Below are 24,033 nucleotides of genomic sequence, written 5' to 3' on the forward strand. Positions count from 1 at the left end.
TCAGTCTCTCATCAGCGCGGTGACGCGGCTGCCATGGCTGGGGGTGTAGTTGAGCAGGCGCGACAGTTCGTCGGCGCTGCGGCGCACCTGGCCCAGCAGTTCTTCGAAATTCACGTGGCCGATCTGGGTGGTCGGGATGGTCACGCCCAACGCCGCGACGATGCGCCCGGAGTGGTCGCGTACCGGCGCCGCGACGGTGGAGATCGCCGATTCGAAAAAGCCTTCACCGCTGACGAAGCCGCGCTCGCGGTCGTGCTGCACCAGGTCGAACAGCTCCAGCACGGTCTTGGGCGTGCAGTGCGAGTGCTGCTCCAGGTGCTCTTCGGGGTATAGGTCGCGCAGCTCGGCCAGCGACAGGTCTTCGAGCAGGATGCGCCCGAGCACTGTGGCGTGGGCGGGCAGGCGGGTGCCGACGTTGACTGCGCTGGAAAACACCGACGGCGGCGAGACCTTGGCCACGTACACGATCGAACGGCCATCGCGCACCACCAGGTTGCTCGGGTAGTTGAGCTTGTCGCACAGCCGTGCCAGCAGCGGCTGGCCCAGTTCGGTCAGTTCCAGCGAGGCCAGGTACTCGAAGCCCAGGCGCAGCACCGACATGCCCAGCCGGTACTCGTTGCCCTTGCGGGTAACGAAGCCCATGGTTTCCAGGGTGGTCAGCAGGCGGAAGATGGTCGAGCGCGGCAGCTCCAGGCGGCGCGCCAGTTCCGGGGCAGTGAGGGTGCGGTTCTGGCGGGTGAATTCGCACAGCAACAGCAGGCCGCGCTCAAGCCCGGGAACGATGTATTTGTCCTGCGAATCCTTCAGATCTGAGTCGTTCATTGCACACTACCTGTGAGTGATTCCTTGAGGGCGAAGGCCAGCCGGCCCGCCACCAGGCAAGGTTGTTCGATGTGGCTGGCGTGGCCGGCATCGGGAATCAGGGTGAACGGCGCGCCGAGGGCCTTGGCCAGCGGCAGGCAGGTTTGCGGGGCGGTGATTGTGTCCGCTTCGCCGCAGTGCACTTCGCAGGGCACGGCGAGCGGGGTGTGGCGTAGCAGGTCATCGCCGCACAGCAGTTCGATGGCCTGGCGGTAACCCTGGGGGTCGAGGCGCGCCATGTTCCAGCGCACCCACTCCAGTGCCTTGATGCTGGGGCGCGGCGAGAGCATGGCGGCGCTGCGTTGCGCGGCCATCTGGGCGACGCCCAGTTGCTCCAGTGCGGTGAGGCGTTTGTGGCGTACCTGCTGGCGCTGGATGGCCCGGGCCGGGTCGCCGTAGCCGCGCGCCGGGCTGATCAGCACCAGCCGGCGCACGCGCTGTGGGTGCAGGCGGGCAAAGGCGGCGGCGGTGATGGCGCCCAGCGAGTGGCCGACCAGCAGGCAGTGCTCGATGTTCAGGGCGTCGAGGGTCTTGAGCAGGCGCTCGGCGTAGTCCTCGGCCTTCGGCGCCAGGGGCGGCAGCGGCGTCGAGTCGCCATAGCCCGGCGCATCCCAGGCCACCACGCGAGCGTGCTGGCCCAGTTGCAGCGCCACTTCCAGCCACGAACCCGCCCCCGAGCCGATGCCGTGCAGCAGTACCACGGCCGGGCCGCTGCCGGTTTCGCGAATGGCCTGGCGGCTGTCGTTGAACACCAGGGTGCGCTGGGCGAAACGCTGGGCGAGCAGCGCTTCGAGTTCAGCGGCGGGGGCGGGCGTATGGGTGGCTGGCAACATGGGTTTATCCGCGCTTGACCGTGGCCAGCGGGTGCTCTGGCGGGTAGGTGGGGGTCAGGGGTTTCTTGGCGCCGAGCATCACGCACATCAGCGCGTCTTCGTCGCCGATGTTGATCTCTTCGCGGTACACGCCGGGCGGCACGGAAATCACGTCACGGTCGGTGAGGATGGTTTCGTAGCGCTCGCCGTCCTTTTCGATCACCACCTTGAGCTTGCCGCGCAGCACGAAGAACACTTCCTCGACGTCGGTGTGCAGGTGCGGCGGGCCCTCGTGGCCAGCCGGGATGACCATGGTGCTGAAGGTGAAGTTTTCCGACGGGATGGTGTTCATGTCGGTGCTCACCCCGGTGCCGCCGGTGCCGATGTAGCGCATTTGCGCACGGCCGTATTTAGGGTCGAAGTCGGCCTGGAACTTCAGCGCGTTCCAGTCGTACTTGCGGGTTTCGTAGCGGGCGACGCGGGTCTGCATCCAGGCTTCGAGGCTCGCGCCTTCAGGGCGCTCCCAGCTTTTCGGGGCTTCGGTGGGGGTGGACAGGTCAGTCATGGCAGTCTCCATTCTCAGGGGCGGTAAGCGTTCAGGGCATCACAAACCCGCCGTTGACCGGCAGGGTTTGTCCAGTGATGAAACGGGCCAGGTTCGACAGGGCGAACACCACGGCACCGCTGACGTCTTCGGGCAATTGCGCGCGTTGGATGGCGCGTTGTTCGGTGTACTGGCGGTGGCGTGCTTCGGGCACGTAGGCGGTGGCTTCCACCAGCACCAGGCCGGGGGCGATGGCGTTGACGGTGATGTTGTCGCCGCCCAGTTCGCGGGCCAGGCTGCGGGTCATGGCGATGATCGCGCCCTTGCTGGCGACGTAGGCCATCAGGTTCGGCGCGCCCCACAGCGGCGTGTCGGAGGCCAGGTTGACCACCGCGCCGTGGCCGCTGGCACGCAGCGCTGGCAGGCAGGCAGTGGTCATCAGCCAGGTGCCGCGCACGTTGACCTGCATGACCTGGTCCCAAGTGTCGATGCTCAGTTCTTCGCAGCTTTTGCCGCCGGAGTTGGTCACCGAGGCGTTGTTGACCAGACCGTCGAGGCCGCCCAGGCATTCACCGGCCTGAGCCGCGCACGCCTGGATCGACACTGGGTCGGCGAGGTCGACCACCAGGCCTTGTACATCCAGGCCCTGGGCGCGCAGGTCGGCAGCCGCCTGGTGCACGCGGTCGGCCAGAATGTCGGCAATCACTACGCGGCCACCGGCCACGGCGATCGCTTCGGCGAAGGCGTAACCCAGGCCACGGGCGCCACCGGTGACGAGCACGCGGCGGCCTTGCAGGAGTTGAGTCGTGGTGGTCATCAGTTGGTGCTCAGCATGGCTTTGGGCATGTAATGCAGGACGCGCTTCTCGGCCCAGACCACGGCGCCGTAGGCGAGCACGCCGATCAGGGTGAGCATGACGATGGCGACGAATACGCCACTGGTGTTGCCCTGGCCTTCAGCGTCGACCAGCAGGAAGCCCAGGCCTTGGTTGCCGCCGACCAGCTCGCCGACGGTGACGCCGATCACCGCCAGGGTGGAGGCGATGCGCAGGCCGGAGAACAGCGCGGCCATGGCCGAGGGGAACTCCACCAGTCGGAAGATCTGCCAGCGGCTGGCGTTCATGGTGCGCACCAGGTTGATCATGTCGGGGTCGACGGTGCGGATGGCCGAGAGCACGTTGATCATCACCGGGAAGAACACGATCAATACCGCGATCAGAATCTTCGGGTACACGGTGTAGCCCAGCCACATCACGAACAGCGGCGCGAAGGCCACCTTCGGGGCGATCTGCAGGGCCAGGATGTAGGGCGAGAGCATGGCTTCGGCTTTCGGCGACAGACCCAGCGAGGTGCCGATGACGATGCCCAGCAGAGCGCCGAGGGCGAAGCCGACGACGATTTCCACGGCGGTGATCAGGGTGTGCTCCAGCAGGCCGCTGGTATGCCACATCAGCACGCCTTCCTGGGCCACGCGGCTCAGCTTGGGCATCACGAATTCAGGCATGCCCAGCAGGCCCGGGCCCCATTGCCACAGGGCGAGAAACACCAGCAGCAGGGCGACGCTGCCGAACATCGAGTGATTGAGGCTTTTCATCAGGCTGTACCTTTGTGCTACGAACCGGGGCCGTTACTTGGCGGCGGTGGTGGTGTCGTCGATGAACTGGTTGGTGTACAAGTCTTCGAGCTTCGGCTCCTTGGCGACGATGCCTTCGCTCACATAGAACTGGCGGACCTTCTCCAGGCGCTGCGGGTCGATGCGGCCGAGTACGGCCTGCTGGGCGTAGACGTGCTCGACATAGAGCCTGAAGGTCTTCTCCAGTTGCGCTTCCTTGCCGGCGTAGCTGGGAATGGCCTTGGTGAAGGTGGCGGCGGCGGCATGGGGGTCGGCGATGATGTCGCGCATGCCCTGCAGAGTCGCCTGGACCACGCCGCGGACCACGTCGGGGTGGTTCTGGATGGCGTCGTCAGAGGCCATGATCGATTGCGCCATGCTTTCGAACACCTGGTCCTGGGGGATCAGCTTGACATTCAGGCCGGCTTCCTGGGAGTCGGTGACCCAGTCCGGCACACCGGCCATGGCCGACGATTTCTTCGCGGCGAACAGCTGCCATACGCCCGCCGGTCCGGCGGCCTGGACATTGACGTCGGTCTTTTCCAGGCCGGCTTTGCGCAGCGAGGCCAGCAGGGCGTAGTAGGTGGTGTCGGAGTAGGACATCACCGTCAGGGTCTTGCCCTTGAGGTCCTTGATCGAGTTGATGTGCTCGTCGGCGTTGGTGGCGATCATGGTCACGCCGCCGGCGCCCAGCACCGCCACGTTGCGGACCGGAATGCCGTTGGCGCGGACCACGATCGGGGTATCACCGATGGCACCGCCGATCAGCGCATTGCCGGCGCCGATCTGCTTGGCCACGTCGACCCCACCCTTGGCGGCGATGAAGGTCACGTTAAGGTCTTTCTGGGTGTAGTAGCCCTTTTCCTTGGCGATCACCCACGGGGCGAAAGCCGGCGAGTTGGGCGGCGCGGGCAGCAGGTAGGTGACGTCGGTGGCAGCCTGGGCGGCGAAGGTAACGCCCAGGGCCAGGGCTGCCGAGGCGGCCAGTACGGCGGTTTTGAACATGGTGACTCCAGAATTCGTTGAAGGGCCAGGAAGGGCAGTAATCAATGCAGTTCGGTGTCTTCGCCGACTTTCAGCAGCTCCATCAGGCGGCCGGCCAGGGGGCCGATTTCCGGGAGCTTGCGGCGTTCGAGCGGGTTTTCGCGCAAGGGCATGTCGACCACGATCTCCTCGACGATGGTGCCCGGGCGGGCGCTCATCACCAGCAGGCGGTCGGACATGGCGATGGCTTCCACCAGGTCGTGGGTGATGAACAGGGCGGTCTTCTTTTCTTCGAACAGCATGCGCGCCATGTCTTGCTGCAGGATCATCTTGGTTTGCGCGTCGAGGGCCGAGAACGGCTCGTCGAGGAACAGCACTTGCGGATCCATGGCCAGGGTGCGGGCCAACGCGGCGCGCTGGCGCATGCCGCCAGACAACTGGAACGGGTAGTGGTCGGTGAAGCCTTGCAGGTGGCAGCGCTTGAGCAGGTCTTCGGCGATGCGGCGGCGTTCGACAGCGGCCATGCCCTGGATTTCCAGGCCCAGCTCGACGTTCTGGCGAATGCTGCGCCAAGGCATCAGCAGGTCTTTCTGCAGCATGAAGGCGACCTTTTTCACCGGGCCGCTGACCGCTGCGCCCCCCACGAACACTTCGCCTTCGCTGGGGCGGTAGAGCCCCGAGCCCATGTTGAGGATGGTGCTCTTGCCGCAACCGGACGGGCCGATGATCGACACCACCTCGCCGCGGGCGATTTTGAAGTTGACGCCGCGGATAGCGAATGGCGCATCGGCTTTCCCTTTGGCCGGGAAGCACTTGCCGACATTGCGGAACTCGATCTCGGTCGGCTCGCTGGCCTGGCGGCGGGCTTCGTTCCAGTCGGGGGCGATTGCAAACATCTCTTTCACAGCCATTGGGAAGGGTCTCTGGTCTGTTTTACTAGTGATACGGCGGTTATTGCATGAACAATGCCAGTTGCATTTGTACGAGAATTAATTAATAAATCCTTTATTAATCAATGCCTTAATCTAAATGGGTGATTAGTTGAGCGTTTTATATGTGAAACGCTGTTTGTTGGGTGATACGGCGCTGCACATTTCTCGAGCGCTGTTACCTCGTGGTGCGAGATATAAGTGCTTTTTTGAAACAGTGTTTTATATATGAAACAGCGCCGTTACATTGTGGTGCGGGGGTTATTGAACCGGTACTTGCCAAGCGTCGTAGCCATAGACCCAGTCGGCGTTGCCACCGGCCTTGAGCCACTGGTTGCCGCGCGAGCCGATCTGGATCTGGCTGGCGCGCTCCATCCGTGCTTGTTGGTAACCCAGCAGGGCAGCGTTGATCTGGTCGAGGGCTTGCACTTCATTAAGAGCGCGCGCCAACACCACCGCGTCCTCGATGGCCTGGCCGGCGCCCTGGGCCATGAAGGGCATCATCGGGTGGCAGGCGTCGCCCAGCAGCACCATCTGGTCCTGGCTCCAGTAGGGCAGCGGGTCGCGTTCATAGAGGGCGGTCTTGAGCACCTCGTCGCAGGCGTCGAGCAGGGCGCAGGCATCAGGGTGGAAGTCGGCGTAGCTGTCACGCAGTTCGCTGACACTGCCGGGGGTGGTCCAGCTTTCTTCGTGCCAGCTGTCCTGAGCGGTGGTGGCGAAGATGAAGATGTCGTCGCCGCGGTTGAGCGGGAAGGTCACGATCTGGCTATGGGCGGTGGGGCCCCACCATTTGGTAAAGGCCTGGATATTTGGCACATGGGCCACGCGGCGGGTCGGCACCACGGCGCGGAAGGCGACCACGCCCGTGAAGCGCGGGTGCTCCTGGCCGAACAGGGCGGTGCGCACCACCGAGTGAATGCCGTCGGCGCCTATCAGCACGTCCACTTTGGCCTGGCTGTCGTAGGTGAAGTCGAGGACCACGCCGTCTTCTTCTTTATGGGCAGCCTGGGCGCGCTTGTTGAACTGCACCTGTTCCAGCGGGAAGTGCTCCGCCAGCACGCTGAGCAGGTCGGCGCGGTGGATGGTCAGCTGCGGCGCGCCGTATTGGCGTTCGGCGGCGTCGGCCATTTCCAGGCGCGAGGTTTCTTCGCCACTGTCCCACAGGCGGCTGATGCGGTGGGTCGGGCGCGCGGCAAAGCGGCGGATGCCTTCGCCGACGCCCAGGCCATCGAGGGCGCGCACGGCGTTGGGGGTGAGGTTGATATCGGCACCGACGCGCATGAAGGCCTTGGCTTGCTCGAAGACCGTGACCTGGTGGCCGGCGCGTTGCAGGGCGATGGCGGCGCAAAGGCCGCCGATACCGGCGCCGAGGATGCCGATGGAAAGTGTTTTCATGATGCGACTCACAAGTTTTATGGATGGAACCGCGTTTCAAGCAGGACTGGTGCCATTAATTCCTTTTATGAGGAATATCTTTATTGGGTTTTTGAAATCAATAGGTTGAAGTCGTGTTTCAAGGATAAGACGGGCTTCGGGGGGCAGTGCTTGCCACGCCCGGTACCAACGCGGGGCAGCTGTGCTACTTTTCGCCACTTGTTGCAGCACTGCATGCGCGGTGCCGATGGCTGAAGGGATGAGGGCGTATGGCGGGGATCAAGAAAAAGCGCGAAGCCGGGCGGCCGCGGGAGACTCAGGGCGTGGGGCGTGAGGGCCTGGTCGCGGCGACGCTGGCCCTGCTGCGGCATACGCCGCCCGAAGCGCTGACCTTGCTGCAGATCGCCACCTCGGTGGGGGTCGACCCCGCGCTGGTGCGCTACTACTTCGGCAACAAGGACGGGCTGCTCAGGGCCGCCACCCTGAGCCTGATGAACCAGGTGCAGGAAGCCTCCGAACTGCAAGCCGACGAGCCCTCGGTGGCCGCCATGCTCGGCCAGCGGGTGCGCTTGATCATCGATACCGGCCGCCAGAACCCGCACTTTCTCAAACTGGTGATGCGCGAGATCTATGCCGCCGGGGAGAGGGGTGAGGATGGGCGCGATGCCACCTGGGACGTGCTTGACCTAACGGCCCGCCGCGGCGCTGCGCTGAGCAATGCGTTGCTGGAAGCACGCCCGGCTGCGGCGCATGAGGTGCGTATCGATGCGCGCTTTTTGCATGTGGCGCTGCTCGGAGCCTGCACATTTTTCGCCACCGCACAGCCTTTGTTCAAGGTTTTGTTCGATGGCGAGCAAGACGACGATGCACTTGCCTGCCGGTATAGTGAATTTCTCACCGATCTGCTGCTTCGGGGGCTTGGGGTGGCGTCTGAATCGGGACGGGAAGAGCCTATTTAACTTAGTGTCAGGCAGATTGTGAACTGCTGCCCGACATAGCCCTTCTACGAAAGCCCTAGTGGATGCCAGGGCCAGACTGAAGTGCGTGATGAGACAGCGTTTCCACCACCGCAGGTTTTTCCTTCATTGGCGCTAAGCAATCGGTACAGACGGCGGGATTGTCCTCAGGGGAGAGCGTACTACGAATGTCGATACGTCCCTTCGGCCCAACCCTCAATCGAATGAGTTCAGATTGAGCCAATTCAATACTGTGCGCGGAGCGGTCTTCGACGTCTGTTCGGTGCCGCACGTGGCCAATGGACAGGCAACGACTTTTGTCGTCGCAGAACCTTTGAACAAGGCCGGTCGGTGATCATTTATCACGCTGCCGTGTGTATTGCTGCAATCGATCGGTTTCGGACTTGACCACCGAATAGCACTCGCAGGAGAGCTGCTCTTCCAACCCAAAAAGCGTTGGTAAGCTGATACCCGGTCTGCAGCAAGTTACCTAAGACGATCGGCATCGAGAGCGTCAGCAGCGCGCGTCCGATAGATCCGTCGAGGATAACGTCGCGGCGTTTGTCGTCCATCGCTGCCGCCCATGCCTAGGGCACAAGCACCAGCTTCCCGCGGGCGCGGCCTGCAAGACTGATGTCCAGCGCCTCGCGCCAGTCCACGAGGGCGTATGTCTGCGCGACAGGTACAGAGAAGCGTCCCTCTGCCGCAAGCCTCCCGTATGCAACGAGCATGTCCCAGCGAAGCTTGAAGCCGCCTTCTGCTTTGATGTTTTGCGCACCAGTTCGCACGCCGGCTTTACTTGCACCTTCGACATCGGTGGCTGTGATGACTTGCGAAGCGTCGCCGCCGACAATCTCCACCAATTACCCACGTAGCGCAATGCGTTCTCCATCAGGTTGCTGATCACGCGCAGCAGGATCACGCGGTTGGCAGACATACACCCAAAACGCCCCGAGCGAATCTTGGCCGTAGCGTCTTTTATGACCTGCGTATAGGATGCTGCACCAAGTCAATTGTCGTACGCGGAAAAAATGGCCTAATCCGCAGCGCGCGTCATCAACCTTATCTATGCCTCTCGAACGCGGAAACCCAATGGCGAAGAAACCCGGCAGAAAGTACGGTACCCCCGACGTCTCCGAGCCCAGGAAAGGCTCAAGCCTCACCTTGATCGACGTTGCTAAGGTCGCCGGCGTTTCGCCTATCACGGTCTCCCGCGCTCTACATCGCCCCGAGGTGGTCAGTAAGGAAGCGCGGGAAAAAGTCCTGGAAGCGGTGCGCCTGACGGGTTATGTCTCCAACATGTTGGCCGGCGGGCTGGCGAGCAACAAATCACGGCTGGTGGCGATCTTCCTCCCCACCATCGCCAACTCTATTTTCGCCGACACGGTGCAAGCCTTGATGGACCGTCTTACAGAAGCGGGCTATCAAACTTTGCTGGGCTTGACCGGCTACTCGGCCGAACAGGAAGAGAAACTTCTTGAAGCCGTACTCGGCCGCCGGCCCGACGGCATCGTCCTGACCGGGACCCTGCACACCGAGTCCAGCCGTCTGCGCTTGGCGCAGTCGGGCATCCCGGTGGTCGAGGCGTGGGATTTGAGCGAAGACCCTTTGGACATGCTGGTCGGCTTTTCCCATGAAGGGGTAGGGGAGGCCACCGCTGTGCATCTGCTTGCCAAAGGCTACAAGCGCTTTTGCGTGGTGACGATCAGCGACCCTCGCGGGCTGCGTCGCTGCGCGAGCTTGATCGCGCAGCTGCAGCGTCAGGGCGTCGATGATGTCCCGATGCAAATCATGACACCGCCTGCCACGCTGGAGGTCGGCCGTGAGGGGCTGCGCCAGCTGTTCGAACAGGGCGCGATGCCTGAGGTGGTGGTGTGCAGTTCCGACACCATCGCCCAGGGTGTGCTTGCCGAAGCCGCTAGCCGCGGGCTGCAGGTACCCGGGGACCTGGCGGTGATGGGCTTTGGCGACTTGAGCAGCGCGGCCCATGTGTATCCCGCGTTGTCGACGGTGCGCGTGGACGGCAAACGCATTGGTGACCAAGTCGCCAAGGCTCTCCTGGAGCGCTTCCAATACCCTGCAGGCAGTGCCGATCCCGTACGAATCGACACCGGCTTTACCATCATCGATAGGCAAAGTACTTAAACCGGTTTGAGCTGAAAACCGACCAATGCATGCTTGAATGATTGCGCAATCAGTGTAGGATCGGCACGAGGTCATCTCGGGATCACAGGGATGACTTTTTTTGAGGTGCTGATGATTGCGCAATCATACGCCTGAAAAGCCATACGGATCCCAAGTTTGCGATGCCACAAAACATAATAAGGACAATAAAAGTGAAGACACCCGCATACCCGGTCGCGAAGACCAACGTCCGCTATCTCATCTTGGCGATGATTTTTATCGTTACGGTGTTCAACTACGTCGACCGCGCGACCTTGTCTATTGCAGCGCCGTCGATGCGCGCAGATCTGGGGTTCGACGCGATTACCATGGGTATCGCCTTTTCAGCTTTCGGCTGGGCCTATACCAGCATGCAGATCCCGGGCGGCATCGTGCTCGATCGCTTCGGTTCCCGGGCGGTGTTGGGCATCAGCCTGATTCTTTGGTCGACGCTGACCTTTCTGCAGGGCTACGTCGAACTTTTCAGCTCCGCGTTCCTGGCACTTTTCGTGCTGCGTTTTCTAATGGGCGTAGCGGAGTCTCCTGCGTTTCCAGCCAACAACCGCCTCACGGTGATGTGGTTTCCACGCCACGAGCGTGGTCTGGCTACGGCGATTTTCCAATCAGCGCAATACTTCGCGTTGGCAGCCTTCACTCCGCTGATGGTATTACTGCTCAACAGTTTTGGCTGGCAGCACGTGTTCTTCTGGACCGGCGGAGCAGGGATACTCATCGGCCTGCTGTGGTTCAAAATGGTCCACGAACCTCGCAAAGACAAGCGCGCCAATCAGGCAGAGATTGACTACATCGAAGCAGGTGGCGGCTTACCAGGTATCGGCGACACCAAGACGCCCTTCAGTTGGAAGAATGTTCGCGCCATCGGCGCCAATCGCATGATGCTGGGCATTTATCTGGGCCAATTCTGCTTGACCTCCATCACCTGGTTTTTCCTGACCTGGTTTCCCACCTACCTGATCGAAGCCAAAGGCATGACCATGCTCAAGGTTGGTCTGGTCGCGGCCATTCCGCCGATCGCTGGTTGCCTGGGCGGCATGATCGGCGGTGTGTGGTCCGACTGGATGCTCAAAAAGGGCTACAGCCTGACCACCGCCCGCAAGACACCCATCATTTGCGGTCTGCTGCTGTCGAGCAGCATCGTCGTTGCCAACTACACCCAGTCCGTGCCCTTGGTCATCCTGGTGATGTCCATAGCGTTTTTCGCCAAGGGCGTCGGCAACCTGGGCTGGTGCATCGTCGGCGATGTCTCGCCCAAGCGGGCCATGGGCATCAGCGGTGCGATGTTCAACTTCTGCGGCAACATCGCCAGCATCGTCACCCCCATCGCCATTGGCCTACTGGTCAATCAATTGGGTTCCTTCGATGCGGCGCTTATGTACGTGGCGGCCATGGGGCTGCTGGGGGCTTTCGCCTACCTGTTCATCGTCGGCCCGCTCAAGCGTATGGACATCGCCGAGTTCACAGACTTGCCAACGCCGGGCCCCGAGCCGCTGAAAGCCGAACTGGCCAGCCCACGTTCCTGATAACGCATAACCGACTTTTACCCCGCAAGGAGAGCACCATGCTCGGACAACAACAAAGCCATAAATCCGCCGACGACGATCGCATTGCTTACGTCAAGGTTTCCTCAGTGTTCTTGCCGTTGGCCAACCCCATCAGCGATGCCAAGGTACTCACGGGCCGGCAGAAGCCGATGACTGAAATCGCCATTCTGTTCGCCGAAATCGAAACCGTCGATGGCCATAAGGGCTTGGGCTTCAGCTACTCGAAACGGGCGGGCGGCCCGGGTCAGTTTGCCCATGCCAAGGAGATCGCGCCGGCGCTGATCGGTGAGAACCCTAGTGACATTGCCAAGCTCTGGACCAAGCTTTGCTGGGCCGGCGCCTCGGTCGGGCGCAGTGGTCTGTCGACTCAGGCCATCGGTGCATTCGATGTGGCGCTGTGGGACCTCAAGGCCAAGCGCGCCAATCTTTCCCTGGCTCGTCTGTTAGGAGCCCAGCGTGATTCGGTCCGCTGCTACAACACCTCGGGCGGCTTTCTACATACGCCGCTCGAGCAACTTCTAACGAACACGGATATGTCCCGGGAAAAGGGCATCGGCGGCATCAAATTGAAGGTTGGCCAACCCGATTGCTCCATCGATATAGAGCGGGTCAGCACCGTGCGCAGGCACCTTGGCGACAACTTCCCGCTGATGGTCGATGCCAATCAGCAGTGGGATCGTCCGACGGCCCAGCGCATGTGCCGGCGGTTCGAAGAATTCAACCTGATCTGGATCGAGGAGCCACTGGACTGCTACGACGCCGAAGGCCATGCCGCTCTGGCACAGCAGTTCGATACCCCGATTGCTACAGGCGAGATGTTGACCAGCGTTGCCGAGCACGCCGAATTCATCAGGTTGCGAGGCGCTGACTTCCTGATGCCTGATGCCCCAAGGGTAGGGGGTATTACCCCCTATCTGAAAGTTGCAGCAATGGCCGAACAGGCGGGAGTGATGCTGGCCCCACATTTTGCCATGGAACTGCATGTGCACCTGGCAGCGGCGTATCCCACTGAACCGTGGGTCGAGCATTTCGAGTGGCTTGAGCCGCTGTTCAACGAACGTCTCGAAACTCGCGACGGCCGCATGTTGGTGCCGACACGCCCAGGCCTTGGCCTTTCTCTGAGCGAACAGGTTGTGCCTTGGACCGCACAAGTGGCTGAAGTCGGTACTCGTCCGTAGTCCGTCGATGCATTAACCACGCATTGCTTGTACATGAACCCAAGGCGCTGATTAGCAGCGCCTGGGCGCCCCACTCGATAAAAAAGACAAGATGAGGACTTTCATGTGGAACATTCAAACGCAGCGCCTTCGGTCGTACCCGCGGTTAATACTGCCGCGCGAAGTAAAGTACGCTACTACATCCTTGCGATGCTGTTCATCGTCACGGCCATCAACGTAGGGGACCGCGCAACACTGTCCATTACGGGCTCCGCATTGACCCAAGTGCTGGGCATCAACTCCATTACCCTCGGCTACATTTTTTCTGCCTTCGCCTGGGCCTACGTGCTGGGCCAGCTCCCGGGTGGCTGGCTGCTGGACAAGTTCGGTTCGGCGCGGGTCTACGGGGTCTCGTTGTTTCTGTGGTCGACTATCACCGTCGCTCAAGGACTGATTGGCTTTCTGTCGATCCCGATTGCAGTAGCGACCTTGTTCGTCCTGCGCTTTCTGCTGGGGCTTATCGAGGCACCGGTGTATCCCGCCAACAATCGCATCGTCGCAGCATGGTTCCCTTTGCAGGAGCGGGGGCTGGCGACGGTCATCTACAACTCGTCGATGTACCTGTCAGTGGTCATTCTCGCGCCACTCATGGGCTTCATCGCGCACACCTATGGGTGGGAACATGTGTACTGGTTCATGGGAGCTCTGGGCATCATGGTCAGCCTGCTATGGTTCAGACTGGTCAAGGCACCCACCGAACACTCTCTGGTCAATGCGGCTGAGCTGGAGCATATCCGCAGTGGCGGGGCGGAAGTGGACATGGACAAACCCAAGGCGAAGGGGGCGTTCAGACCGCGCTTTTCTGACCTGAAGGTGCTGCTCCGAAGCCCGATGATGTGGTCGATCTATCTTGGCAAGTACTGTGACACCTCACTGCAATATTTCTTCCTTACCTGGTTCCCGATCTACCTGGTCAAGGGCCGAGGTCTCAACATCATGGAGGCCGGAGCAATCGCGGCGATTCCTGGCATCTGCGGGCTTCTGGGCGCGCTGTTCGGCGGCGCCGCCTGCGACTTCCTGCTGCGCAGAGGCTACTCACTGACAGTGGCACGCAAAATCCCGCTGGTGTGCGGTATGAGCCTGGGGGCGACCTTGGTGCTGTGTAACTTCACCGAGTCGGTCTGGGTGGTCACGGTGCTGATGTCGCTGGCTATTTTTGGCAAGGGTGTCGTTGCCGTCGACTGGACGCTGGTGTCCGATACCGCCCCTAAACAGATCACCGGTATGGCGGGCGGCCTGTTCAATATGTTCGGCAATATTTCAGGCATCGTCACCCCGGTCATCATTGGCTACATCGTGCAAGCCACTGGATCTTTCGAGGGCGCGCTCTATGTGGTTGCGGGTCATGCGTTGCTAGGCGCATTGGCATTTTTAAGCATGGGCACACTGCGCAAGCTTGAATTGGCGAGAGCACTTTAGCGGGCTCCAGTACTTGATATGCATAGCCTTGGTCCATCGGATGCGGTGCGCAAGTTCTGGCTTGGGTGCTTTGGTTGCCAGGGAAGTGCGAGGGTTTGCTATTGAATGTTCTCTCGGTATCACTAGCGCCGCTGCGGTCCAGAAAGCGGTTGGCCGATCACATTGCGCTAGAGCTCAGTACGCAGATACATCAAGGGGTGTTCGGGCTTGGAGTTCGACTACCGTCCGAGACCAGGCTGGCAACCATCTTTCAGGTAAGCCGCAGTGTGGTGCGGGAGGTACTTTGCAATCTCCAGGCTCGCGGTTTGGTAGCGACCAAGCCAGGGGCGGGCACTTTCGTTGTCAATCACGACGAGCCAAGCGGTCGTGGCGCCTGCCTTATAGTTCATACGTTGGACGATTGTCTTGAATTGCTTGAGACACGATCCGCCCTCGAGGTCGAAGCAGCGGGCCTCGCCGCGCTACGTCGAACTGGCCCTCAGCTACAAGTGCTGCGCCACACGCTCGATAACTGGCAACAGGCTCGTGACCCGATAACATCGTGCGCCCTGGATGACGGTGGATTCCATTTACAGATTGCCCATTGCACTCACAATCCCTACATCATTCGTGCTGTTTCGCATTTCTGCAGGACTTCGTCGTTCGCAGTATCCACCGGTTATGGCGCTCAACGTGCTTCGTGCCTCAGCACGCGCGCGAGGTTCAACCACGAGCAAGAGCAAATCTACACGGCTATCAGGCTTCAGGATTCGCATACTGCGCACGCTGCGATGCTGGTACACCTGGTCAATTGCCGGGAGCGACTAAAGGCTTGGTATTGCGCGCTGAAATGACGGGCTGGGTATGGCGAGAGGGTCAATAAATTTGGCTGATACGGGGCCGAGGCGATCGTTAACCGAGGCGAGTCAGGTCGTTGGGAAGGAGGATCTATGGCCATGTGGGATACGTAGCAAAGGCGTCCAGAGAACTGCGTCAACGGGTGGTAGGTGGGCCGCCCCGGCCGATCTGGAGCGTCTGCCAAAAAACTGGCCAGATGCTTCACGGGTACGAAGGCAGCTATAGCGAGCATCTGATCCTCACTCTCAGGGGCAAAGTGATTTACCCCGAGGGGTTTAAATACCCTGACGTTGACTGCCAGGTTTCCGCAGATCCAAGGCTTTCACGGGATGTTACTCCAGCCACGAGTATTGGTTCCTTGACCGCCACTGAGTCGCGATTAATAGCGTATATACCAGTTCGTCGTGAGCAGATACTGGCGATAGCCTTCAGGCATCTACCTCTCTAATCGCGCTTCCCGAATTCTTCAAGTCCGATTTCCTCCGGGTACGGAGTTTGTTGGAAAGCGTAATCTAAACGTCGTGAATCCATTGTGAACACTCTCGACCGTCACGGTGCCCCGGTGAAGGCTCATGATGGTTCTCACGATCGCTAGTCCCAGGCCTGTCCCACCTTCATGCCTGGATCGGCTTACATGCACCCTGTAGAACCTGTCAAAGAGCCTAGGGAGGTGTATGGGGTCGATGCCTTCACCTGAATTGGTGACCTCGATTTCCACCGATTCCTTGAACTCGGCAACGGCTATGACCACGACGGTGCTGGGGGGGCTGTGGCGGATCGCGTTCGACAGCAGGTTCGAGATGGCTCGCTGGATCATGATTCGGTCACCCGTCACCAGGCCTGAACCGGTACAGGTGAGCCGTATGTTCCTGTCCTCTGCCTGCAGCGAAAAGAGCTCGATGACCTTCTCGACCTCTTCTGAAAGCTGGACATCGGCAGTCGGTCGTAATGACGATGGTTGGCTGACGCTGGCCAGGAAAAGCATCTGCGATACCATCTTTGAGAGTCGATCGAGTTCCTCAAGGCAGGATTCCAGCGCCTGCCTGTACTCCGAAGAGGGGCGCTCTCGGGCCAGCGTGACCTGGGCCTTACCCATCAGATTATTGATCGGAGAGCGCAGCTCATGAGCGAGATCATCTGAAAACTGCACGAGCTGCTGAACGTCGGTATCCAGCCTGTCGAGCATGAAGTTGATGGCATGGGCCAGGTCTCTTAGCTCATCGGGCAGGCTTTGAACGGTCATGCGGTGAGAGAGGTCGCTCGCGGAAATCCTGGCGGCCACCTTCCTGAAGGTACGCAGTGGTTTTAGCTCGCGGTGGACAACCCACCAGGCTCCGCCCCCCACCAGAAGCAAGATAAAAGGTACGGCTACGAGTGTGGACTTCACGTACGCGGTCAGCAGGGAGGCATCGTTTTTTCTGTCTAGGGAGAGTACGACCAACACCGATTCGCCGTTTGCAAGTTGGGTTTTCTTGACTGCGGCGAGCACCTCGAATCCTTGGGCATTGGTCAGTTGAATGAAGTCGCCATCCATCTTGCTTCGCACGAAATTGGGCAACGGCTGGCCCTCATCACTTCCCAGGCTTAGCAGTACTTTTCCAGACAAGCCCAGGTCGATGATGTTGAGGGTGTAGTTGTCGTGGCCGACTATCTGATCACGCAAACCATGGGGGTTGAGCATCACCTCGGCGATCGAGCCGGCGCCCTCCATGACGCTGTGGTTGATCTGGCCAAGTTTTTCGATCAAGGCATCTTTGGCTTGCATATCGAGCTGCCGCGACAGACTCGAATAGGCGAGCATCGCCATCAGGAACACTAGAATGGTGCAGGTGGCGCTGACGGTCAGACCCAGACGCATGGAAAGCCGGGTAACCGTCATTCTCGCGACTCCAGCACGTATCCGACGCCACGTAAGGTGTGAATCAGTTTGTGCTCAAAAGGGTCATCGATCTTGGCGCGCAGCCGACGGATAGAGACCTCTACCACGTTGGTGTCGCAGTCAAAATTCATGTCCCAGACCAACGAGATAATCTGCGTGCGTGACATGACTTCGCCGGTGTGGCGCATGAGCAGGTGTAGCAGGGCAAATTCCTTGGTCGTCAGGTCGATACGTTGAGTGCCTCTGAATGCGCGATGCCTGCCTTGATCGAGCTCCAGATCGGCAACACGCAGTACCTCGGGAAGTCCAGGTTGTTCGCTTCGCCGCATCAGTGACCTGATGCGTGCCAGCAGCTCCGGGAACTCAAAGGGTTTGACCAGATAGTCATCAGCGCCCATTTCCAGGCCTTTGACCTTGTCCTCCAACCGCCCCCGTGCTGTGACCATGATGACTCGGGTGTTACAGGTCTTTCTGAGTGCCTGCAGGACTTCCCAACCTTCCATCAGCGGCAAGTTAACATCAAGTATCACGACGTCATAAGGCTGGTGCTGGGCCAGATGCAATCCATCAATGCCCGTGGTTGCAATATCAACGATATATCCACTTTCAGATAATCCTTGTTGCATGTAGTCGGCAGTCTTCGGCTCGTCCTCAATAACAAGGATTCGCATATAAATGTTCCTTAGTAGTCAGGTGTTAATTAAGTTCTGAATAAATTCAGCAAGGCTGCACGTATTTGCTCTTGCTCATTGCCACTGGTTGGTAACGGATTTTGAGGGCTGTAGTGGCTACAGAGTCAAGGGGGATTTCTGTTTCTTCTGTCGTTGACCCCGGCGGTAAGGCGCGCACGGGCGCGACCGTAGGCTGACAGTACCACCCAGAGCTGTAATTGTTACTTGCTGTTTCTAGGTTTGTGATTGAGGTGTGGGAAGCTTGGGGCTCTAAGTTTTATGTCTAAAATTACAGAATTGTAATTTTGCTGCAATCGTTCTGCTAACTCCTCTTTTCTAATGTTCGGCCTCAACTCCTGCCAGTTCTGGCTGGGGTCTTACGTGCTTAACACGAATTGCTACTGTTCAGCCTCGGGAGAAGTGTACAAGTGCTTGGAATCAGAAGTTCTCGCCTGGCGAATACTACGAATAGGCCCAAGGTCATTGCGGGTGTGATCTTCGCCTTGTTGCTACCGGCGAGTACATACACTCATGCATCGCAGAGTCTCAGCTTGCCCCAGGCCATCGCCACCGCCTTTTCCCAAAATCCAGATCTCGCTGCGGCACGGTGGGAGATCGGTGTGGCGGAAGGCGAAAGGGTGCAGGCCGGCCTGATCCCGAATCCGGAGCTGTCCTGGGAGGTCGAGGACACTCGGCGCAATACCAGTACCACCACGGTGTTGCTCAGCCAAACGCTGGAGCTTGGGGGCAAGCGTGGTGCTCGAATCGATCTGGCTAAACATGGCCAAAGTACCGCTGAGATTGAGCTTGAGCGCCGGGGCAATGACCTGCGTGCCGATGTGATGCAGGCGTTTTATGCCGCATCCAGGGCACAGACCGGACTCGATCTGGCAAAGGAGTCAAAGAAGCTGGCAGAGCGGGGTCTCTACGTAGCTCAGGGTCGCATTCGAGCCGGCAAATCCTCGCCTGTCGAAGCAACCCGTGCCGAGGTGCAACTGGCAGAAACCCGGCTGCAGGTTAAACGGGCCGAAATGACTTTGGCCAGCAGCTATCGCGAACTATCCAGAGCCACGGGATCCTCCAGTCTGGTGTTTGATCGCCTTGAGGTGGAGCCACTGGCGCGGGATGCACTACCCCCCTCACATCGTTTACTGAGCCTTCTGACCCGATCTGCAGAGCTGCGATTGGCCGAAGCTCAAATCGCTCGACAAGACGCTGCGCTGGGTTCAGAGCGTGCTCAACGTATACCGGATCTCACCGTCAGCGTGGGTAGCCAATACGTGCGTGAGGAGCGTGAGCGGGTCAACGTGGTGGGATTATCCATGCCGCTTGCGCTTTTCAACAGAAATCAGGGGAATGTGCTGTCGGCTTCCCGGCGGGCCGACCAAGCTCGGGATTTGCGCAACGCCACTGAGCTGAAGCTGCGCACGCAAGTGCAATCTGCTCTCGACGTTTGGGCCACCGCGTCGCAGGAAGTGGAGTCCTTCAACCGTGTCATCCTGCCCTCTGCCCAAAGCGCTGTCGATACAGCCACTCGCGGTTTTGAGATGGGCAAGTTCGGCTTTCTGGAAGTGCTCGATGCCCAACGTACGCTGATCGCTGCACGCGGCCAGTACCTTGAATCGCTGGCCTTGGCGACGGACGCAAAAGTGGCTGTGGAGCGCATTTATGGCGATCTCGCCTCAATGCGCGGCGCTCTCTGAATTTCGTTTCGCACATATTGATCGCACTTTCTGCGATGAAGGCACAGGTTTGTCAGGAGTATCCATGAGCAAGAAACACAACATTGCCGCTGCCTTGGCGGTGGTCGCTGTCATCGGAGTGGGGAGCATGGCGTTGAGTGATTCAACGTCGCTCTCGGCTTCAGAGCCATCGGGTCAGCACGATGGGGCGAAAACACCGACTGATGATCATGGAGATGAGCATGGCCGTGGGCATGGCGACGGGAGCAAGGAGGGTGGTCATGAAGAGGAGGAGGGTCATCTGCAACTGACCGCCGAACAGATCTTGGCCGCCGGTATTGAAATCGCCGAGGCATCCCCGCGCCAGATGAGCACCGCCGTTACATTCCCCGGGGAGATTCGTTTCGACGAAGACCGCACCACCCATGTCGTTCCCCGGGTTGGTGGGGTAGTGGAAGCCGTCAAGGTAGAGCTTGGCCAAGCAGTGAAGAAGGGGCAGGTGCTGGCTGTTATCGCCAGCCAGCAGGTCTCCGATCAGCGTAGCGAATTGAGTGCCGCGCAGCGCCGAGTGGAGCTTGCGCGCCTGACGTTGCAGCGAGAGAAAACCCTGTGGGAGGACAAGATTTCGGCGGAGCAGGATTATCTGCTGGCGCGCCAGGCGTCTCAGGAAGCAGAGATCAATCTGTCGAACGTTCGGCAGAAATTGAGTGCCATTGGCGCGGGTCACAACCTCTGCGCCGGCAATCGCTATGAGCTGGTCGCACCTTTCGATTCAGTGGTAGTGGAAAAACACCTGGGTATCGGCGAAGTGGTGAGCGAATCAACCAATGCGTTCACCCTGTCCGACCTCTCGCGGGTTTGGGCGACTTTTGGTGTCACGCCCAAGGATCTAAGTCGCGTGGTTGCCGGAACAGTGGTCAAGGTCACTGCCCCGGATCTCAACGCTATGGTCGAAGGCAAGATCGGTTACGTCGGCAACTTGCTGGGCGAGCAGACCCGCACGGCCACGGTGCGCGTCACGCTGCCGAACCCGGAAGGCGCTTGGCGCCCAGGTCTCTTCGTCTCCATTGACGTCACTGCCGATCAGGTCAATACGGCTGTGACCGTTCCCGAGGCGTCCATTCAGACCATCGAGGACAAGCCCGCTGTATTTGTCCGCAACCCTGAAGGTTTTCAGCTGCAGCCAGTCAAGGTCGGGCGGCGTGATGGGGGGTATGTGGAAATCACAGATGGACTGGCGGCTGGTGCCCAGGTGGTTGCCGCTGGCAGCTTCATCCTCAAGTCCGAGCTGGGTAAAGGTTCTGTTGAACACGCCCATTGATCCGCGCCTAATGAGTAACCCCCATGTTTGAACGGCTGATTCAATTCGCAATCGAGCAGCGCATTGCCGTGATGCTGTCCGTGTTGCTGATGGCAGGTCTAGGCATTGCCAGCTACCAGAAATTGCCCATCGATGCTGTGCCGGATATCACCAACGTCCAGGTGCAAATCAATACCTCCGCCCCGGGCTTTTCGCCGCTAGAGACAGAGCAGCGAGTCACCTTCGCGATCGAGACGACGATGGCGGGCCTACCAGGCCTACAGCAGACCCGATCCCTTTCGCGTTCCGGCCTGTCCCAAGTCACTGTGATCTTCGAGGATGGCACTGATCTGTTCTTCGCGCGCCAACTGGTCAGCGAGCGGCTGCAAGCCGCCAAGGATCAGTTGCCGGAAGGAGTGGATGCGGTCATGGGGCCGATCTCTACCGGTCTCGGCGAGATTTTCCTGTGGACGGTGGAGTCGGACGAAGGTGCCTTGAAGGACGACGGTACCCCCTACACCCCGACCGACCTGCGGGTGATCCAGGACTGGATCATCAAGCCACAGTTGCGCAACGTACCGGGCGTGGCCGAGATCAATACCATCGGCGGTTTTGCCAAGCAGTACCAGATCGCCCCTGACCCCAAGAAGCTCGCGGCCTACAAGCTCACCCTCAACGACCTGATGACCGCGCTTGAACGCAACAATGCGAACGTCGGAGCAGGTTATGTGGAGCGCGGGGGCGAGCAATTGCTGATTCGTGCACCCGGCCAATTGGGCACTGTGCAGGACATCGCCAATATCGTCATCACTAATGTCCAGGGCACTCCAATTCGTGTCAGCGATGTGGCTGAGGTGGGTATAGGCAAGGAGCTTCGTTCCGGGGCCGCGACTGAGAATGGCCGCGAGGTTGTTTTGGGTACGGTCTTCATGCTGATCGGTGAAAACAGTCGGACAGTCTCCCAGGCTGTTGCGGCGCGGCTGGCCGACATCAACCGCTCACTGCCCCAAGGTGTGAAGGCGGTCACCGTCTACGACCGCACCAACCTGGTCGAAAAAGCCATCGCCACGGTCAAGAAGAACCTGATCGAGGGCGCGATTCTGGTGATCGCGATCCTCTTCCTGTTCCTTGGCAACATTCGCGCGGCGCTGATCACGGCGATGGTGATCCCGCTCGCCATGCTGTTCACGTTCACCGGGATGTTCACCAACAAGGTCAGCGCTAACCTCATGAGCCTGGGCGCGCTGGACTTCGGGATCATCGTTGACGGCGCTGTGGTGATCGTTGAGAACGCCATTCGCCGCCTGGCTCATGCGCAGCACAAGCACGGGCGCATGCTGACTCGCTCCGAACGGTTCCATGAAGTGTTCGCGGCGGCCAAGGAGGCCCGCCGGCCGTTGATCTTTGGCCAGTTGATCATCATGGTCGTGTACCTGCCGATCTTCGCGCTGACCGGCGTGGAAGGAAAGATGTTCCACCCGATGGCTTTCACCGTGGTGATCGCGTTGCTCGGTGCCATGATCCTCTCGGTCACCTTTGTGCCCGCCGCCATCGCGATGTTTGTGACCGGCAAGGTCAAGGAAGAAGAAGGGCTGGTGATGCGCACCCTGCGTGTTCGCTATGCGCCGGTGCTGACGTGGGTACTGGGCCACCGCACTGCAGTATTCTCATCAGCGCTGGTGCTGATTCTGCTGTCGGGTTTTGTAGCGAGCCGTATGGGCAGCGAGTTCATCCCGAGCCTAAGCGAAGGCGATTTCGCCTTACAGGCTTTGAGGGTGCCGGGCACCAGTCTGACTCAGTCGGTGGATATGCAGCAGCGTCTGGAAAAGGCGGTGATCGCGAAAGTCCCGGAAGTGGAGCGCATGTTCGCCCGTACCGGCACAGCCGAGATCGCCGCAGACCCCATGCCACCAAACATCTCTGACAGCTATGTGATGCTGAAACCGCAGAGCCAATGGCCGGATCCTGGCAAGTCGCGGGAGACGCTGATCGCCGAATTGCAGCAGGCGGCTGCCAGTGTGCCTGGCAGCAACTATGAGCTCTCGCAACCCATTCAGCTGCGCTTCAACGAGCTGGTTTCCGGGGTGCGAAGTGACGTGGCGGTGAAGGTGGTGGGTGATGACATGAACGTTCTCAACCAGACCGCTGCCAAGATCGCCGCTACCTTGCAGAAAGTGCCAGGTGCCTCGGAGGTGAAGGTTGAGCAGACCACCGGGCTGCCGGTGCTGACCATCAACATTGATCGGGACAAGGCGGCCCGATACGGGCTGAACGTTGGCGATGTTCAGGACGCCATCGCAATCGCCGTCGGTGGTCGCCAGGCAGGCACGTTGTACGAGGGCGACCGACGTTTCGACATGGTCGTGCGCCTCTCGGAAACGTTGCGTACCGATGTTGCGGGCCTTTCAAGCTTGTTGATTCCGGTGCCGGCCAGCGCGGGTAGCGCGAATCAGCAGATCAGTTTCATCGCCCTGTCTCAGGTTGCAAACCTTGATCTGGTGCTTGGCCCGAATCAGATCAGCCGCGAAAACGGCAAGCGGTTGGTGATCGTCAGTGCAAACGTTCGTGGTCGCGACCTGGGCTCGTTCGTGCAAGACGCCGGGAACAGCATTGCGAGCAACGTGCAGATACCGCCAGGCTACTGGACGACGTGGGGGGGGCAGTTCGAGCAATTACAATCGGCTGCCAAGCGTTTGCAGATCGTAGTTCCTGTCGCCTTGTTGATGGTGTTGGCGCTGCTGTTCATGATGTTCAACAACCTCAAGGACGGCCTGCTGGTCTTCACCGGGATACCCTTCGCATTGACGGGCGGCATCATGGCGCTGTGGCTGCGGGATATCCCACTGTCCATCTCGGCTGGGGTAGGGTTCATCGCATTGTCAGGTGTCGCGGTGCTCAACGGCCTGGTCATGATTTCTTTCATCAGAGGACTGCGCGAGGAAGGGCGCATGCTCAGCGACGCGATCAATGAAGGGGCTTTGACTCGACTGCGTCCGGTGTTGATGACCGCGCTGGTGGCCTCACTGGGCTTCATCCCTATGGCGTTGGCCACCGGCACCGGCGCCGAAGTTCAGCGTCCCTTGGCAACGGTGGTGATCGGCGGCATCTTGTCGTCCACTGCACTTACGTTGCTAGTGTTGCCGGCGCTCTACCATTGGGCCCATCGCAAGGAAGAAGAGATGGCGTAAAGGCTTGGCACTGCCTGCGGCGCATGTCGCCGCAGGCATCCGCG

20 protein-coding genes are annotated in these 24,033 nt (G+C 60.1%); 9 read left to right on the plus strand and 11 right to left on the minus strand.

The window, feature by feature from the left end; translation table 11 throughout:
- The 8 genes from AC3WJP_RS01055 to AC3WJP_RS01090 all read right to left on the minus strand — a co-directional run bounded on the left by AC3WJP_RS01055 (position 1) and on the right by AC3WJP_RS01090 (position 7,136).
- Positions 1-822, minus strand: coding sequence for an IclR family transcriptional regulator (locus tag AC3WJP_RS01055; RefSeq protein ID WP_493719378.1), 822 nt, complete (start codon positions 820-822; stop codon positions 1-3).
- Positions 819-1,694 (minus strand): alpha/beta fold hydrolase, encoded by an 876-nt coding sequence (locus AC3WJP_RS01060; RefSeq protein ID WP_493719379.1) that lies wholly within the window; start codon positions 1,692-1,694, stop codon positions 819-821. Before AC3WJP_RS01060 ends, AC3WJP_RS01055 begins: the two co-directional genes overlap by 4 nt.
- A 4-nt stretch (positions 1,695-1,698) precedes the next feature.
- Positions 1,699-2,238 carry a cupin domain-containing protein gene (locus tag AC3WJP_RS01065; RefSeq protein ID WP_493719380.1) on the minus strand — a complete coding sequence of 180 codons (540 nt, stop codon included), beginning with the start codon at positions 2,236-2,238 and terminating at the stop codon, positions 1,699-1,701.
- 31 nt (positions 2,239-2,269) lie between these two features.
- Positions 2,270-3,034, minus strand: coding sequence for an SDR family oxidoreductase (locus AC3WJP_RS01070; protein ID WP_493719381.1), 765 nt, complete (start codon positions 3,032-3,034; stop codon positions 2,270-2,272).
- Positions 3,034-3,810: an ABC transporter permease gene (locus AC3WJP_RS01075; protein ID WP_493719382.1), complete on the minus strand. Its 777-nt coding sequence runs from the start codon at positions 3,808-3,810 to the stop codon at positions 3,034-3,036. The genes AC3WJP_RS01070 and AC3WJP_RS01075 overlap by 1 nt, the downstream gene beginning before the upstream one ends.
- Positions 3,811-3,843: 33 nt before the next feature.
- Complete coding sequence (locus tag AC3WJP_RS01080; protein WP_493719383.1) at positions 3,844-4,833, minus strand: ABC transporter substrate-binding protein; 990 nt, start codon at positions 4,831-4,833, stop codon at positions 3,844-3,846.
- 41 nt (positions 4,834-4,874) lie between these two features.
- A complete protein-coding gene (locus tag AC3WJP_RS01085; RefSeq protein ID WP_493719384.1) occupies positions 4,875-5,723 on the minus strand; it encodes an ABC transporter ATP-binding protein in 849 nt (282 codons plus the stop codon).
- Positions 5,724-6,002: 279 nt separating this feature from the next.
- The gene (locus tag AC3WJP_RS01090; protein ID WP_493719385.1) at positions 6,003-7,136 is read right to left on the minus strand and encodes an FAD-dependent monooxygenase; all 1,134 of its coding nucleotides are present in this window, start codon (positions 7,134-7,136) and stop codon (positions 6,003-6,005) included.
- Between the two features lie 248 nt (positions 7,137-7,384).
- On the opposite strand from AC3WJP_RS01090, the gene AC3WJP_RS01095 reads away from it, so the two are divergent.
- On the plus strand, positions 7,385-8,074 hold the full coding sequence (locus tag AC3WJP_RS01095) for a TetR/AcrR family transcriptional regulator (RefSeq protein WP_493719386.1): 690 nt from the start codon (positions 7,385-7,387) through the stop codon (positions 8,072-8,074).
- 584 nt (positions 8,075-8,658) lie between these two features.
- Here AC3WJP_RS01095 and AC3WJP_RS01100 read toward each other — a convergent pair.
- Entirely contained in the window at positions 8,659-8,931 is a 273-nt protein-coding gene (locus AC3WJP_RS01100) for a zinc-binding dehydrogenase (RefSeq protein ID WP_493719602.1), read from the minus strand.
- 232 nt (positions 8,932-9,163) lie between these two features.
- Between AC3WJP_RS01100 and AC3WJP_RS01105 the strand changes: the two genes are divergently transcribed.
- The 5 genes from AC3WJP_RS01105 to AC3WJP_RS01125 all read left to right on the plus strand — a co-directional run bounded on the left by AC3WJP_RS01105 (position 9,164) and on the right by AC3WJP_RS01125 (position 15,265).
- Positions 9,164-10,216 carry a LacI family DNA-binding transcriptional regulator gene (locus tag AC3WJP_RS01105; RefSeq protein WP_493719387.1) on the plus strand — a complete coding sequence of 351 codons (1,053 nt, stop codon included), beginning with the start codon at positions 9,164-9,166 and terminating at the stop codon, positions 10,214-10,216.
- 161 nt (positions 10,217-10,377) lie between these two features.
- A complete protein-coding gene (locus AC3WJP_RS01110) occupies positions 10,378-11,775 on the plus strand; it encodes an MFS transporter (RefSeq protein ID WP_493719388.1) in 1,398 nt (465 codons plus the stop codon).
- A gap of 38 nt (positions 11,776-11,813) precedes the next feature.
- Entirely contained in the window at positions 11,814-12,974 is a 1,161-nt protein-coding gene (locus AC3WJP_RS01115) for an L-talarate/galactarate dehydratase (protein WP_493719389.1), read from the plus strand.
- Between the two features lie 105 nt (positions 12,975-13,079).
- The gene (locus tag AC3WJP_RS01120) at positions 13,080-14,432 is read left to right on the plus strand and encodes an MFS transporter (protein ID WP_493719390.1); all 1,353 of its coding nucleotides are present in this window, start codon (positions 13,080-13,082) and stop codon (positions 14,430-14,432) included.
- 65 nt (positions 14,433-14,497) lie between these two features.
- Complete coding sequence (locus AC3WJP_RS01125; protein WP_493719391.1) at positions 14,498-15,265, plus strand: FadR/GntR family transcriptional regulator; 768 nt, start codon at positions 14,498-14,500, stop codon at positions 15,263-15,265.
- A 470-nt stretch (positions 15,266-15,735) separates the two neighbouring features.
- Here the strand turns inward: AC3WJP_RS01125 and AC3WJP_RS01130 are convergent, their stop codons facing one another.
- Positions 15,736-17,148, minus strand: coding sequence for a heavy metal sensor histidine kinase (locus tag AC3WJP_RS01130; RefSeq protein WP_493719392.1), 1,413 nt, complete (start codon positions 17,146-17,148; stop codon positions 15,736-15,738).
- Positions 17,145-17,819 carry a heavy metal response regulator transcription factor gene (locus tag AC3WJP_RS01135; protein ID WP_493719393.1) on the minus strand — a complete coding sequence of 225 codons (675 nt, stop codon included), beginning with the start codon at positions 17,817-17,819 and terminating at the stop codon, positions 17,145-17,147. The genes AC3WJP_RS01130 and AC3WJP_RS01135 overlap by 4 nt, the downstream gene beginning before the upstream one ends.
- A 482-nt stretch (positions 17,820-18,301) precedes the next feature.
- Here AC3WJP_RS01135 and AC3WJP_RS01140 point away from each other — a divergent pair, with 482 nt between their 5' ends.
- From AC3WJP_RS01140 to AC3WJP_RS01150, 3 genes are all read left to right on the plus strand, one after another.
- Positions 18,302-19,522 carry a TolC family protein gene (locus tag AC3WJP_RS01140; RefSeq protein ID WP_493719603.1) on the plus strand — a complete coding sequence of 407 codons (1,221 nt, stop codon included), beginning with the start codon at positions 18,302-18,304 and terminating at the stop codon, positions 19,520-19,522.
- A gap of 64 nt (positions 19,523-19,586) precedes the next feature.
- Positions 19,587-20,822, plus strand: a complete 1,236-nt coding sequence (locus AC3WJP_RS01145) for an efflux RND transporter periplasmic adaptor subunit (RefSeq protein ID WP_493719394.1) — start codon at positions 19,587-19,589, stop codon at positions 20,820-20,822.
- Between the two features lie 23 nt (positions 20,823-20,845).
- Complete coding sequence (locus tag AC3WJP_RS01150; protein WP_493719395.1) at positions 20,846-23,989, plus strand: CusA/CzcA family heavy metal efflux RND transporter; 3,144 nt, start codon at positions 20,846-20,848, stop codon at positions 23,987-23,989.
- Positions 23,990-24,033: the final 44 nt, after the last annotated feature.

The organism is Pseudomonas sp. GW821-FHT01A09 (genome assembly GCF_058986725.1).

What these genes read in the sequence shown, in the direction of transcription:
- AC3WJP_RS01055 (WP_493719378.1), bottom strand. Translation starts at nt 822, where the DNA reads ATGAACGACTCAGATCTGAAGGATTCGCAGGACAAATACATCGTTCCC.
- AC3WJP_RS01060 (WP_493719379.1), bottom strand. Translation starts at nt 1,694, where the DNA reads ATGTTGCCAGCCACCCATACGCCCGCCCCCGCCGCTGAACTCGAAGCG.
- AC3WJP_RS01065 (WP_493719380.1), bottom strand. Translation starts at nt 2,238, where the DNA reads ATGACTGACCTGTCCACCCCCACCGAAGCCCCGAAAAGCTGGGAGCGC.
- AC3WJP_RS01070 (WP_493719381.1), bottom strand. Translation starts at nt 3,034, where the DNA reads ATGACCACCACGACTCAACTCCTGCAAGGCCGCCGCGTGCTCGTCACC.
- AC3WJP_RS01075 (WP_493719382.1), bottom strand. Translation starts at nt 3,810, where the DNA reads ATGAAAAGCCTCAATCACTCGATGTTCGGCAGCGTCGCCCTGCTGCTG.
- AC3WJP_RS01080 (WP_493719383.1), bottom strand. Translation starts at nt 4,833, where the DNA reads ATGTTCAAAACCGCCGTACTGGCCGCCTCGGCAGCCCTGGCCCTGGGC.
- AC3WJP_RS01085 (WP_493719384.1), bottom strand. Translation starts at nt 5,723, where the DNA reads ATGGCTGTGAAAGAGATGTTTGCAATCGCCCCCGACTGGAACGAAGCC.
- AC3WJP_RS01090 (WP_493719385.1), bottom strand. Translation starts at nt 7,136, where the DNA reads ATGAAAACACTTTCCATCGGCATCCTCGGCGCCGGTATCGGCGGCCTT.
- AC3WJP_RS01095 (WP_493719386.1), top strand. Translation starts at nt 7,385, where the DNA reads ATGGCGGGGATCAAGAAAAAGCGCGAAGCCGGGCGGCCGCGGGAGACT.
- AC3WJP_RS01105 (WP_493719387.1), top strand. Translation starts at nt 9,164, where the DNA reads ATGGCGAAGAAACCCGGCAGAAAGTACGGTACCCCCGACGTCTCCGAG.
- AC3WJP_RS01110 (WP_493719388.1), top strand. Translation starts at nt 10,378, where the DNA reads ATGCCACAAAACATAATAAGGACAATAAAAGTGAAGACACCCGCATAC.
- AC3WJP_RS01115 (WP_493719389.1), top strand. Translation starts at nt 11,814, where the DNA reads ATGCTCGGACAACAACAAAGCCATAAATCCGCCGACGACGATCGCATT.
- AC3WJP_RS01130 (WP_493719392.1), bottom strand. Translation starts at nt 17,148, where the DNA reads ATGACGGTTACCCGGCTTTCCATGCGTCTGGGTCTGACCGTCAGCGCC.
- AC3WJP_RS01135 (WP_493719393.1), bottom strand. Translation starts at nt 17,819, where the DNA reads ATGCGAATCCTTGTTATTGAGGACGAGCCGAAGACTGCCGACTACATG.
- AC3WJP_RS01145 (WP_493719394.1), top strand. Translation starts at nt 19,587, where the DNA reads ATGAGCAAGAAACACAACATTGCCGCTGCCTTGGCGGTGGTCGCTGTC.
- AC3WJP_RS01150 (WP_493719395.1), top strand. Translation starts at nt 20,846, where the DNA reads ATGTTTGAACGGCTGATTCAATTCGCAATCGAGCAGCGCATTGCCGTG.